Genomic DNA, 12,641 nt, shown 5'->3' with positions numbered 1-12,641 from the left:
TTTTAAATTATAATTCTATGTCTCTGTTGCAGTCTTTGGAATAAACATATGCAAAATCTTCATCGCGGCCTACCCCATAAGCTGCCTGTGGACAGTAGGCATCCATAAAGATGTAATCACCTTTCTGAACCGGTACCCAATCCTGATCTAAGATATACATACCTTTTCCAGAATAGATATAAGCTCCATGTTCCTGAACATGAGTCTCAACATACCCATGAGAGGTGCCCATCTTAAAGAGCAGGATATGCATATTCATATCAAATGCAATATCCGTTGCAGCTGGTAAGAAATCCTTTACTAATACATCTTTCATTCCTTCATATTCAACCCATGGAACCTCATTTATGTTTCCAACAACCGTATAAGCTTCTTTTCCTTCTAAAGGGGAATACACTCTTTTATATAAAAATACTTTTGCGTTTTCCTTCCCTTTATTTTCAAAATAAAGTTTTTTTCCAGCTGGAGTAAAAAAGTATCCGCCCTGCGTCAAATCTTCCTTTTTATCCTCGTTCCAGACTGTGACACTCCCTTCTAAGACATAAAAGAAAGCTTCAAGTTTGCCTCCTGCAAACCCCGTTGTATTTTTAGCTCCTTCTTTTGCAGTTACAATATAGTCAACAAAGGTAGCTCCCATTTCCGGTGAACCTAAAATTGTAATATCGCAGTTTTCAAATCCTGGTATTACATTTTTTACAAGACCATCCGGCTCAAGTACTGCATACCTATCTTTTTTAATTACCGATCTAGTACAAAGCAATTCCTCTCTGTAACCAATATGATTGTTTAAATATCCCATAACCGAACTCCTTTCTGAAAAAGAAAATGAAATGTTTCTATTATAATCCGGTTTGTGCCGAATCGAGTTGCCTTTTACCCTATTGAATTTTGCTATTGCAAAATGAAATGATTCTGTTATAATACGATATTAAATAATGTTGAACAAACAGGAGGTATTCCATGATAAAGAAAGAAATCGTTTCCCTTCGCTCAGAGTTATATTTAAAATGCGCCAGTATTTATAGCAATCCTTCCCTGACTGCCAAAGCAGTTATTTTATATTTCCATGGAGGAGGATTGCTTTACGGTCAGCGTGACGACCTACCAGAATTTCATATTCATGAACTTTGCAATGCAGGTTTCATCTTGGTATCGTTCGACTATCCTTTAGCACCAGCGGCTAAAATCGGACAGATCCTTGACGATGTAAAATCATCCATATGCCTTTATCTTGAACAACCTTTAACCTTTGCCCCTGATACACTTCCCTATTTTTTATGGGGCCGATCCGCAGGAGCCTATCTATGTCTGCTAGCCTCCTCCCATAAGTTTTCAAAACCCCCACTGGGAATTATTTCGTACTACGGCTATGGCTTTCTGACTAATCACTGGTATAACGAACCCAGTTCTTACTATTGCCGTTTGCCCCAAGTATCCAAAGACTGTCTTTCATCTGACTTACACGAAATAAAAGCAATTGGTGAACTTGACGCCTGCTACAGCTTATACATCTATGCAAGACAGACGGGCAAATGGATTGAACAGTTTTTTCGTGAAAGAGAAAAATTTTTTTACAAAGATTTTTCACTCCGTAATGCTTCGGATCTTTCACTGAAACAGGCAGTATTTCTAGCACATAGTACAAAGGACACTGATGTTCCCTATCAGGAGTTCCAAGCCCTGAGACATTTACTAACTCGCAGTGAAACATATCTTGTATCCGACGAAGTGCATGATTTTGACCGATACACGGATACTAGATCTGCACAGGAACTTCTTTCCAAAACCATACAATTTATAGATAAGGCTTTGGAATCATAGTAAAATCCGGTCAACCTCTTTTTATATTATCGCACCACCAATTTTGTTTTTCAATTGTCATTTTGAACAATTATTGGTTATTTATTTGTGCATATTCAATATTTTTTCTTGAAATACAATTATTTCATGAACTTTTGAGTTGTATTTTTATAAAACCAATCAACCACTTTTCATCACGTCTTATCGTACGGAACAAAACAGGACTGGAATACCCGTAAAACACTGATTACTGGTAGTACAGCCCCGTTTTTATTGGGATACTTTATTCGGATTCTTTCTTATCCAGAGTCTGTACCAAATCGTATGCCACTAGAATTGATTTACCAAAATCACTGTATTTACTAAATTCGATTGGACAATGACTTCTTCCATCTTTACTTGGAACAAATAGCATAACGGTCGGTAAAATCTGTCCGATTGCCAACGCATCATGACCTGCACCACTTAACATTCTCTTATAGGTGTAGGATCTCTCTTTGCAGCTCTCTTCTAACACATCAAGCATATCTTCTGATAATTTGACAGGCGTAATTACCAGCTTGGTGTCACTGTCATAGCTTCCATCAAATTCACCTACTTCTTTTTTCAGTGCTTCCTTGATCTTATTGACGATATCTATGATGTTATCATTGTTTTTCGATCGGATGTCTACCGTAAATTCAACATCCTGAGCCACTATATTCATTCCTCCTGGAATTGTTTTGATATAACCCACAGTCGCAACGGTACCATCCGCTTTTTCTCTTGCCCAATCTGGAATCTTTGAGATAACTTTTGTAGCTGCATCCACAGCATCCTTCCTCATATCCATAGGAGTTGTGCCTGCATGATCAGAACGTCCATGTACTGTAAACATAAATCTCTGGATTCCAACGATCCATTCCACCAATCCCAGTTCGATTCCCGTGCTGTCTAAAACTGGTCCCTGCTCAATATGTGTTTCGATAAAGCTTCCAATTTTATCAATGTTCCATTTTGCACCTTCAATTTTTTCCGGATCTAAGCCGTATTCTTTCATTGCATCGTATACAGATACCCCATTTTTATCGGTATAATGCTTGCAATATTCTACATCAAGCTGGCCAAGCATTGCTTTTGATCCGAAATAACCTGTTCCAAAACGCATCCCCTCTTCATCACAGAAACCAGCCACCACATAAGTATGTTTCGGCTTCTTATTGTTTTCTTTCATAAGTCTGGCAACTTCAATCGCTGAAATTATTCCAGCAATTCCATCGTAATCTCCACCATTGGTTACAGAATCATAATGAGAGCCCATCATAATACATGGAAGTTCCTTCTCTTCCCCTTCAATTGTCCCGAAAACATTACCAGCTTCATCTTCACGAACGTCAAGTCCGGCATCTGTCATGATTTTTTTTAGATAATCAACCGCACTTCTGGCTTCTGGTGTAAAGGGCAGCCTCGTACAACCTTCTCCTGGTGTTGATGTGAACTGTTTTAGATACTCCAAATCCTCTGTAATTCTTGAAACCACTTCATTGATATCCATTTTTATTCTCCTTTTCAGTTTCATTCATTTGTAATTGCATATTCAACAGTTTTCACTTCATCGTATACTTCTTTATCCAATACACCGAGTTTCTTGGAAACCAGCATAGCTACCATACAGTCTACGTCTACGTTCATTACGGTACGGAACATTCCGGAAAACCAGTCAATCCCAATTAATACACTCATCGCTTCCACCGGAAGTCCTAATGATGTCGCTAGGAATGTATAGGTTACCACCATACCACCTGGCACAACGATGGTTCCCATACACATCAATACAGAAAGTAAAATTGCCATTCCTAATTGGCCAGGAGTTAGTACAACCCCCGTAGCCTGACTCATAAACAGGATTGCTAATATGTAACACTGAACAGCACCACAGCTATTCATCGACATTGTTATTGGTCCTGTAAAAGCAGCTACTTCTCGACTAACTCCAAACTTTGTTACTTCATCTTCCATTTTTGTTGGAAGACAAATTGCTGAGGAGGTGGTTGTCATAGCCATAATTGACATTTTTGCAAATTTTTTCGGCATTTTTGCTAAACCAACATCACAGATTGCTGCTGTAGTTGGCAAATAAATCAAGAACTGAATTAAATCTCCTAACGCCAGACATCCAAGGAATTTAATCATCGGAATGATCACCTTAAATCCAACGGATCCAGATACATTTGCTAACAGGCAAAATATACCAATGGGAGCGAACTTCATTACCATTTTGATAATATTCATGATAATTCCGTTCATTTCGTTCAACCAGTCAACAATTCCTGATTTACCTGTCTGTTTCTTATACATTCCAGCAGCGAGTCCTAAAAAAATAGAAAATACAATGCATGAAATCATAGCTCCACTTGCCATTGAACCAATGACATTTGTGGGTACAAAATTTAGAATCGTATCGGATAATGAAGTCGAAACCACTTCCGTTTTGGCAATTTCTCCTACCCCCAGAGAAATTCCTTGCCCCGGTTTTACAATCAAACCGAGAGCCAGTCCGATTCCAGCCGAAATCATTGTAAAAATGATTATACTGACAAAGGTATAGAGCCCCATCTTTCCTGCACTTCCCGTGTCAATGTTTGCCAATGCAGATGCAACTGCCGTCATTACTAAAATCACAACAGACATCTGAATCAAACGAATAAAGATATCCCCTACTACCTTTAAGTTACTAGCAGCTGGTCCAACAATTGATCCAAATACAATCCCCCCTAACGTTGCTATCAGAATCCAAGTTGCCAATGACAGTTTCTTAACTTTTTGTTTTTTGACTTCCATCCCTCTACCTCCACCTTAATATTAAATACTGGTTGACTGGTTTTTACTATATTCATATTATTGCACATTTATTTTCTATTAACAATACACTAAAATACACAAATATATTATTTATTTTTGTTTATTATCACCTATAGTTATGGTTTTATGGAAATAAATGGTAAATTTTGGTTGTTTTCTATCGTGTATTATTTTAATAGTTTTATAAATATTATTTTGTTATTTTTACTATAAAAAACTTTAATTTCGCGGTTGAATGTATTTGTTATGTTTAGTCATTAAGAAAGAGTCTGACTTGTCAGACTCTTTCTTAATGACTAAACATAATTTTTTATGCAAAAAAGCCAGCTGATTTCTCAGCTGGCTTAAAACAATGGTTAATCCACATTATCTATCTCTTTACCATAACTCTTTGTAAAATATCTTCCTTTTCTTTGGCATCCGGTTCTGCTCCAATTCCTCCAAATGGCATTTGTGCAATTAATTTCCATTCAGCAGGAATGTCTAATAATTTGGCAACCGCCTCATCAATCATTGGATTGTAATGCTGCAAAGAAGCACCGATTCCAGCTTCCCGTAAAGCAGTCCATATATTAGACTGCAGCATACCATTTGACTGATTTGCCCATACGGGGAAATTATCTGCATATAAGGAAAATTGTTCCTGATATGAACTTACAACTTTTTCATTTATATAATAGAGCACAGTCCCATATCCGTTTTTAAAGCTATCAATTTTCTCTCGTGGTACCTCACCATGAAATGAGTCATAAATGGCATCCCATAACTGATCCTGCTTTATCCCGAATGCAACCACCACCCTTGCACTCTTCATGTTAAATGCATCTGGTGTTGCCTCTGTTACCGTCTTGATAATGGTTTGTACTTCTTCCTCTGATACAGGAAGTTCACGGTTGATGCTATAATAAGATCTTCTCTTTTCCAAATTCTGAATAAATGTCATGTAGATATCCTCCTTTATTATGGTTCTATATTGATTTCGTATTTTATCTTTATAGTCTGATCCTATCATATTTTTACACAGACGTCAATATGATTGTTTAAAATTATATTGATTAAAATCAATTAGCCCCCCGAACACTAATATCAATTACCCGATTAGCCCATTCAATGTAAAAATCTTCCTCATGGGATACCAGTATGATTGTCCCGGAAAAATCCTTTAATGCACTCTTTAGTGCTATTTTTGCCTGCAGATCCAGATGATTGGTGGGTTCATCCAGAACCAGCATGTTACACGTTTTTTTTGTGAGCAGTGACAATTTTACTTTTGCCTGTTCCCCTCCACTTAACGTTTTGACCGGCTGCATGGCCAGCCTCTGTGTTATCCCACAGATGGCAAGATGGCGACGGCTTTCCATTTCTCCAAGATAAGAATATGCATCTTTTAGTATCTCAATGGGCGTTTTCTCTGGGTTATCCCATGTAAAATCCTGTTCAAAGTATCCAAAGACTGTTGATTCTGAGATGGAGTATGTCCCCTTTATAACAGGCAATTGATTTAGGATCGTCTTTAATAAAGTCGTTTTTCCCACCCCATTGAATCCCGTTATCACCACTTTTTCACCGGCTTCTATTGCAAACGTAACATCGGACAAAACAGGTTTCTCGTAACCAGCATATAGATGCTTCACCGTCACAACTCCGGCACTCGAAAGGGGCAGCATGGGAAAGAAAAAATCAGGCTTTATTTCTTTTTGATTCAGTGCTTCCATTCTCTCCAAACGTTCTAGCTGCGTCCTTCTTCCTCTGGCCATTTTTGATTTTCGCCCTGCTATGTTCTTCCGTATAAATTCTTCTGTTTTTTTAATTTCCTTTTGCTGAGCGTTATATTGTCTTAAGTAAGTTTCCCGAAACCTTTTTTTCTTTTTTTTGAACTCCTCAAAACTACCTTCATATTTTAGTATTTTTTTCTGATCAATATCCCCAATTCGATTGGTTATTTTATCTAAAAATTTTTCATCATGGGAAATAACCAGATATGCCTGCTCTAAATGAGATAAATAATCCTCCAACCATAAAATATGATTCTTATCCAAAAAGTTCGTTGGCTCATCAAGAAGCAAAACATCTGGCTTTTCCAATAATAATTTTGCAAGTATTACTTTTGCTCTCTGTCCTCCACTCATTTTTTCAATGGGACGGTCTAACCCAAGGGGAAGAAGTCCTAACCCACTTACAACCCGGTCTATCATCGAATCAATTTGATAAAATCCAAGGTGTTCTAACTGTTCCTCATACTCTGCGGCTCTAAAAAGAGCCCTTGTATTCTCTGCCGCAGATTCATAGCATCGATCTCGTTCTTTCTCCATATCATACAAACTGTTAAATGCTGTTTTTAAAAACTCTTTCATCGTTATCTCTTTTTTTATTTGGGCATATTGGTCCAGATAGCCAAAACATATTCTCGGCTGCCAGATAACGTTCCCAGCATCCGGCACAATTTGACTGGTACATATTCGAATCAACGTACTTTTTCCAGTTCCATTTTGCCCCACCAGTCCAACATGCTCTCCCTGATTCAAAGAAAACTCTGCATGATGAAACAACTGTTTGTCCCCAAAGGAATGGGATAATTCTGTTATATTTAGTAAACTCATTGTGATAAGATCCTCTCTGTTTGGTTTTTACGTTACAAAAAATCAACCCGATCCTACCTTTATGCAGAAAAAAAGCAGAAGAACGAACCGAACTACGATTCTGCCTTCTGCTAAACGTCTAATTAGATGCGCAAAAGGTCATGAACAAAACATTGTCCATGGCCTTTTAATTATAAGAAGCCGGGAAACAGGTACTAAAATAAAAAACAGCAGACATCACTGTTCTTATTCTAATATTCTCTCTCCCGATGAATCAAAAGCGTCTTAAAATCGCCATACTCTGCACAATGTTTCATCGGATTGAGTTGCACAGAGTTGCTTCGCCTTTTTAATTGATCACTTATATAAATTTTCATAATTGCCTCCTGAAATTGCTTTTTATCATATAACAGCTATTTTGTTTTGTCAATTAATTTCTGCCTCATGCTCCTGATTCGTCGATATCACTTCCACCAACGAAATCGATCACTCCAAAAGCTTCTCCTAATAATACGGATAAACATACTCCTCTTCTGGTTTCTCAGCAGCCTCCACCTGTTCTGCCAAAATTCCAGGATAACTTCCATCCATCTGCAACTTACCTGTTACAGTGATCCAATCATCCTCCTTAAAGTTCAACTCTCCATCATACTGAACCAGCAAACCAATGGGAGACATGTCTGCGGAACAACACCACATGGATAAACGAACCAGAGCAAACTCCTGCGCCTTGCGCTCATCTATATCTAAAAACACAAATCCCTTCATGATAATTTTATAATCCAAATATTTCTTTGGATTTGAACCAAGTTCTACCATCCAGTTATAATAATCCTCATCGGCAATGGTAATGGTCTTCTTCTCTTCATCTAGTCCCTGTAATTCAGTTTTTGTATCAGGTGGCAGAGAAGAATCCTCACTCTGGGATTCCTCCCATCCATCCTCTTTTTGAGTCTCACCCAGATCTGGTTTTTCCAAATCATCTCCATACCCATACGCATCGTAGGCACTTGAGTCGCTGCTCTCCGCCAGAGCACCTGGTATGTTATCATTGGTGTAATTCTTGATCATGGAACCAGAGGTTTTTTTAACCGGTGGCGATAAAAGAATCAGGATGGGAATAAAAAGGACTAGAAAATGTCCATATTTTCCCTTGTATTTTGGTTTGAAAATATTCGTTCCATTACTCATCGCCCATAGAAACATTAAGATGGACAAACCATAAAGGTATGGTTTCATACGGGGTGTTACATAAGAGAGATAAGCACCACTTTTCGTCAGGCGAAACAAAAGAATGCCAAAGACAAGATCACTCATTGTTTCAACAATTGCTTGGAGATTTAATCCTTTTCCAGTTATTTTCATATCACAATCCCTCCACTCCCCAGAACTGCAAATCCAAGAACAACAAGAAAACAGAGGATCGCCGTAGTAAGAAACAGCCGTACCACAAAACGTTTTTTAAATCCACCAAGCAGCATGGCTCCATTCTTAATATCCATCATAGGACCAAATACGAGAAATCCCATGAAAGCACCTGCCGGAAAACTCCCCGCAATGGTTCTTGCAACCACCGCATCCGAGGATGAGCACAAAGAAAGTACAAATGCCAATGCCATAAGAAAAAGAATGGATGCAATCAAAGAGATTCCCATCCCCTTTTGTACCATTATTGGCTGCATTTCCTGAAATACTGTGGATACAAAGATTCCCGTTAAAAGATATTTCCCTACTGTGAAAAACTCATTTTGTGCATGATACATGGTCAACGTAAACTTTGATCTCTCTTTCTCACCTTGGTTCAAAAGTTGGTAATCCATGGGACCACCTCTGTAACCAAAAACAGGATCTTTCCTGAGGATCTCCACTGGTGGCACGATCATATAAGAAAGGCCAGATAGAACTGCGCAGAGAATTCCAAGACCACATCTTGCAGCAATAATTTTTACATTTCCGTTAAAGGCATACCAGGTAGAAAGGATTACCACCGGATTGATAACCGGAGATACCAGCATAAAGGTAATTGCTGCTGATAGAGGGACCCCCTTTTTTACCAGACTTTTAAATACCGGAATGGATGCACAGTCGCATACGGGGAGACAAAATCCCGCTAAAACTGCAAAAATTTGACCAGCTAACACCTTTTTCGGGAATTTCTTTTGAATCCAATCTGGTGGAATATAGATCTGAATAAAAGAAGATAGAAGAACACCGATCGCAAGAAAGGGAACTGCCTGTAAAAACACACCCAAAAACACAGAAGCAAACGACCCAAACGAAGGATTTACTGCGAGATATAATATGACCGCCGCAAAAACCAGTAAGAATTTCATTTGTGACCGAATGTCATACGAAAACAGTTTTTTTACAAACCGGTTCCATTTTTCTTTTGTAAATACAGAAAGATCCGAATTGATACCAAAAAGTATCTCCGCTTTATCCTGTACTTTTTCATTCTCCTCCACCTGAATATAAGCGTAGTCACTGGCTGCAATCTGAGACAAGGATATGGGATACGTATCTGCAATCTGATCCTGCATGGTCCCTGCGTCAGCCGAATAGATGACTTTCTCTATGCTAATAGCCGATTTTAACCGGAATTGTAAGAACATTTTTTCAAGTGTATGGAAATGTTCCATTCCGTTCCATTCAATCAACACCAGATCCACTGGATTTTCCATTAATTCTTCATAAATCGACTCCGCAACTTCATAAGGAGTTGCTTCTAACTGATACTTCCCGTAACTCATCACCCGAACGCCATCTACCTCAGTAAGAGGGATCTCTCCATGTTCAAACTGAATCACTAATATATCCTGTTCTGTAAGTTCATCTTTCAGCAGTCGATTTATTATGGTCGTCTTTCCTGAATCCAAAAACCCAGTTATCACCCAAGCAGGAATCACCATATTAAAGCTCTCCTTCAAATAATAATTTGATTTGTTCTTCACTGATTCCAGTACCAATAAAACAGATCTGTCCTCCCTTAGCTCTGGAGGACTGAATTTTCAACTTTCCTGGTATGTAATGAAACGATAAATTATCTTTTTCCCCTCTTACAATTCCTTTCCCTCGAAGAATCAACCCATCTGCATTTTGTATGACCCGATTAATTTTTTCTCGCAATTCATCTTCTGTGAGAAATTCCATGCAGATTAGTGTGACCGATTGAAATAAATCTTTCGCAAAATGTAGTTTTGGATATCCGAATCTTTCCCCTTTCCCACCAAACCGGATCATACGGTTGAACTTTTTCGGTGCAGGGGTCTCTTCCAACATTTTGGTTACCTGGGATACCCGTTCTCCCTGCTGGAATACCGATTTTGGTATGCTGTCCCAGAAATCCGCCTCTATTCTCGCCTCCTGGTTCAGCTTTCTTATGTTTAAAACAGTGGATTCAATGGTTCCCATCTCGTTCTTTTGATGGCTTAATAAAATCAAATCCGCATACTGGATCTGATTGATAAAAATCTCTCCAAAATTCTCACAATATTTATCAAATTTCATGGCATCCACTACCGTAATGCAACGACTAAGAGACACCAATTTTCTCTGTTTATCACATGATTTTATGATATCTGAAAGTTTTCCCACACCAGACGGTTCCACAACGATGGCATCCGGCTCATAATCCACAACAATCTGCTCAATGGCTCTTGTAAAGTCACCCGTCATGCTGCAGCAGATGCATCCGGCGTTTAGGCTAGATACCGTTACGCTGCATTCTCTTAGTAGATCCGCATCAATCGATGCATCCCCAAAATCATTTTCAATTACTACGACTTTCTGGTTCTGAAATACAGTTTGTACCATAGTCTGAATCAGTGTTGTTTTTCCAGCCCCTAAAAAGCCAGATATTATATATAAATTTGTCATGCTATTACTCCTTATCGTGAATTAGCTTTTCACTCTTAAAAGCTTCTTTCCGATGAAAATCAAAAGAAGACTGACCACCCCCACTAAAACGATAGTTCCACCTGGCTTTAAACCAAGATAATATGCGGCGAATAAACCTATGATCATAAAAGCCACATCAAAACTGACCGCATATAGAACTGTCTGCCTATAATTTTTAGAAAACTGCATGGAACAGGCCGTTGGGATTACCATCATGGAAGACACAATCAACGCTCCCACGGTTCTGGCTGCGATTGAAACCGTAACTGCAGTTAAGATCGTAAAAATAAAATTCACTTTTTTTACCGGAATCCCTGCAAGTCTAGCACTCCGTTCATCAAGTGCAAGATAAAACAATTCTTTATAAAGTAGAAAAAAAAGCAGAAGAACCACGAAGGATACTCCCATGACTAAAAACATCTCCATATTGCTAATGGCAACAATACTTCCAAATAAAAAGCTATTAAAATTGGCTGAATTTTTAACAAATCCTGACAGTACACCAGCAAGACCGATTCCTGCAGACATAATAATGGCAATCGACATCTCCGAATAATTGGGTAATTTCCTTCGGATTCCTTCGATTCCAAACGCTGCAACGATACAGGCAACCGCAGCTCCTAACACAGGATTGACCCCAAGTATAAGTCCCAGCGCCACCCCTGCCAGTGAGGTATGGGACAGTGCATCTCCAATCATGGAGAGTCGTTTTAATACGATGACCACTCCAATACATGGAATTACCATGGCAAGCAAAATCCCCACAACAAACGCCCGCTGCATAAAGGCATAGTTAAATATCTCCATTTTCTGCCTCCTGTGTCTGTGTTTGTATCATAACGCCATTTTCCAGATGCCAGACCTCATCGACAAGGCCTGACAAACGTTTCCTGTCATGGGTAACCATAAATACTGTCACGCCATTTTCGTGGTTAAACTGTTTTAATAGACGGTAGAATTCGTCGGTATTTTTCTCATCCACCCCTGTTGTTGGTTCATCTAGTATAAGAAGCTTCGGTTGATTGACTAAGGCTCTGGCTAATAAAACACGCTGCTGCTGCCCTCCTGAAAGTTCCCCGATCAAACGTTTTCGATATGGTTCCATTCCCACCTGTGTCAGTGCTTCTAGAACCAGTTCCTTTTCCTTTTTTCCAGCAAAACGAAACAGCCCAATCCTGGAATAAAGATTTGCCGTAACAATTTCCTCTACGGATGCAGGGAAGTCTTTATAAGAAGCCATTCCCTGCTGTGGTACATATCCCACTTCTTTCCAATCTCGAAACTGCTTATAATCCGCTCCAAATATCTCAAAACTACCTGTTTCTCCTGTTAGGGGAAGTTCCCCTAACAGAATTTTAATCAGTGTACTTTTTCCTGCACCGTTGTCCCCAGTAAGAGCAGCAAAACGCCCCATTGGTATGGTCATATACACTCCATTTAAAACCGAAGTTCCTCCATAAGAAAAGGTGAGCCCTTTCATTTCAATCGCATTCACTATCCCTAACTCCAATCTCTATTTAATCC

General features: G+C 38.9%; 12 protein-coding genes. 1 reads left to right on the top strand and 11 read right to left on the bottom strand.

Annotated elements, in window-relative coordinates; translation table 11 throughout:
• Window positions 1-7: 7 nt before the first annotated feature.
• Window positions 8-799 carry a (S)-ureidoglycine aminohydrolase gene (allE, locus tag EFT72_RS00850; protein ID WP_124064932.1) on the bottom strand — a complete coding sequence of 264 codons (792 nt, stop codon included), beginning with the start codon at window positions 797-799 and terminating at the stop codon, window positions 8-10.
• A 161-nt stretch (window positions 800-960) separates the two neighbouring features.
• Between allE and EFT72_RS00845 the strand changes: the two genes are divergently transcribed.
• The gene (locus EFT72_RS00845) at window positions 961-1,821 is read left to right on the top strand and encodes an alpha/beta hydrolase (protein WP_124064931.1); all 861 of its coding nucleotides are present in this window, start codon (window positions 961-963) and stop codon (window positions 1,819-1,821) included.
• Between the two features lie 262 nt (window positions 1,822-2,083).
• On the opposite strand, the gene EFT72_RS00840 is transcribed toward EFT72_RS00845, so the two are convergent.
• The 10 genes from EFT72_RS00840 to EFT72_RS00800 all read right to left on the bottom strand — a co-directional run bounded on the left by EFT72_RS00840 (window position 2,084) and on the right by EFT72_RS00800 (window position 12,612).
• Window positions 2,084-3,334 carry a M20 family metallo-hydrolase gene (locus tag EFT72_RS00840; RefSeq protein WP_124064930.1) on the bottom strand — a complete coding sequence of 417 codons (1,251 nt, stop codon included), beginning with the start codon at window positions 3,332-3,334 and terminating at the stop codon, window positions 2,084-2,086.
• A 20-nt stretch (window positions 3,335-3,354) separates the two neighbouring features.
• Window positions 3,355-4,620 (bottom strand): dicarboxylate/amino acid:cation symporter, encoded by a 1,266-nt coding sequence (locus EFT72_RS00835; protein ID WP_124064929.1) that lies wholly within the window; start codon window positions 4,618-4,620, stop codon window positions 3,355-3,357.
• 391 nt (window positions 4,621-5,011) lie between these two features.
• Window positions 5,012-5,584 carry a nitroreductase family protein gene (locus EFT72_RS00830; RefSeq protein ID WP_124064928.1) on the bottom strand — a complete coding sequence of 191 codons (573 nt, stop codon included), beginning with the start codon at window positions 5,582-5,584 and terminating at the stop codon, window positions 5,012-5,014.
• Window positions 5,585-5,702: 118 nt separating this feature from the next.
• Window positions 5,703-7,241: an ABC-F family ATP-binding cassette domain-containing protein gene (locus EFT72_RS00825; protein ID WP_124064927.1), complete on the bottom strand. Its 1,539-nt coding sequence runs from the start codon at window positions 7,239-7,241 to the stop codon at window positions 5,703-5,705.
• 230 nt (window positions 7,242-7,471) lie between these two features.
• Complete coding sequence (locus EFT72_RS19755) at window positions 7,472-7,597, bottom strand: hypothetical protein (RefSeq protein WP_279221920.1); 126 nt, start codon at window positions 7,595-7,597, stop codon at window positions 7,472-7,474.
• Between the two features lie 127 nt (window positions 7,598-7,724).
• Complete coding sequence (locus EFT72_RS00820) at window positions 7,725-8,585, bottom strand: TIGR03943 family protein (RefSeq protein ID WP_124064926.1); 861 nt, start codon at window positions 8,583-8,585, stop codon at window positions 7,725-7,727.
• Window positions 8,582-10,129, bottom strand: a complete 1,548-nt coding sequence (locus EFT72_RS00815; protein WP_124064925.1) for a permease — start codon at window positions 10,127-10,129, stop codon at window positions 8,582-8,584. The genes EFT72_RS00820 and EFT72_RS00815 overlap by 4 nt, the downstream gene beginning before the upstream one ends.
• Before the next feature lies 1 nt (window position 10,130).
• Window positions 10,131-11,096 (bottom strand): GTP-binding protein, encoded by a 966-nt coding sequence (locus tag EFT72_RS00810; RefSeq protein WP_124064924.1) that lies wholly within the window; start codon window positions 11,094-11,096, stop codon window positions 10,131-10,133.
• A gap of 21 nt (window positions 11,097-11,117) precedes the next feature.
• A complete protein-coding gene (locus EFT72_RS00805; RefSeq protein ID WP_124064923.1) occupies window positions 11,118-11,924 on the bottom strand; it encodes a metal ABC transporter permease in 807 nt (268 codons plus the stop codon).
• On the bottom strand, window positions 11,911-12,612 hold the full coding sequence (locus EFT72_RS00800; protein WP_124064922.1) for a metal ABC transporter ATP-binding protein: 702 nt from the start codon (window positions 12,610-12,612) through the stop codon (window positions 11,911-11,913). Before EFT72_RS00800 ends, EFT72_RS00805 begins: the two co-directional genes overlap by 14 nt.
• Window positions 12,613-12,641: the final 29 nt, after the last annotated feature.

Origin of the sequence: Clostridium sp. E02, from assembly GCF_003833015.1 — a bacterium.
In the GTDB taxonomy this organism is placed as follows: Bacteria; Bacillota; Clostridia; order Lachnospirales; family Lachnospiraceae; genus Lacrimispora.
This window is presented reverse-complemented; position numbering and strand designations above follow the sequence as displayed.

What these genes read in the sequence shown, in the direction of transcription:
- allE (WP_124064932.1), bottom strand. Translation starts at nt 799, where the DNA reads ATGGGATATTTAAACAATCATATTGGTTACAGAGAGGAATTGCTTTGT.
- EFT72_RS00845 (WP_124064931.1), top strand. Translation starts at nt 961, where the DNA reads ATGATAAAGAAAGAAATCGTTTCCCTTCGCTCAGAGTTATATTTAAAA.
- EFT72_RS00840 (WP_124064930.1), bottom strand. Translation starts at nt 3,334, where the DNA reads ATGGATATCAATGAAGTGGTTTCAAGAATTACAGAGGATTTGGAGTAT.
- EFT72_RS00835 (WP_124064929.1), bottom strand. Translation starts at nt 4,620, where the DNA reads ATGGAAGTCAAAAAACAAAAAGTTAAGAAACTGTCATTGGCAACTTGG.
- EFT72_RS00830 (WP_124064928.1), bottom strand. Translation starts at nt 5,584, where the DNA reads ATGACATTTATTCAGAATTTGGAAAAGAGAAGATCTTATTATAGCATC.
- EFT72_RS00825 (WP_124064927.1), bottom strand. Translation starts at nt 7,241, where the DNA reads ATGAGTTTACTAAATATAACAGAATTATCCCATTCCTTTGGGGACAAA.
- EFT72_RS19755 (WP_279221920.1), bottom strand. Translation starts at nt 7,597, where the DNA reads ATGAAAATTTATATAAGTGATCAATTAAAAAGGCGAAGCAACTCTGTG.
- EFT72_RS00820 (WP_124064926.1), bottom strand. Translation starts at nt 8,585, where the DNA reads ATGAAAATAACTGGAAAAGGATTAAATCTCCAAGCAATTGTTGAAACA.
- EFT72_RS00815 (WP_124064925.1), bottom strand. Translation starts at nt 10,129, where the DNA reads ATGGTGATTCCTGCTTGGGTGATAACTGGGTTTTTGGATTCAGGAAAG.
- EFT72_RS00810 (WP_124064924.1), bottom strand. Translation starts at nt 11,096, where the DNA reads ATGACAAATTTATATATAATATCTGGCTTTTTAGGGGCTGGAAAAACA.
- EFT72_RS00805 (WP_124064923.1), bottom strand. Translation starts at nt 11,924, where the DNA reads ATGGAGATATTTAACTATGCCTTTATGCAGCGGGCGTTTGTTGTGGGG.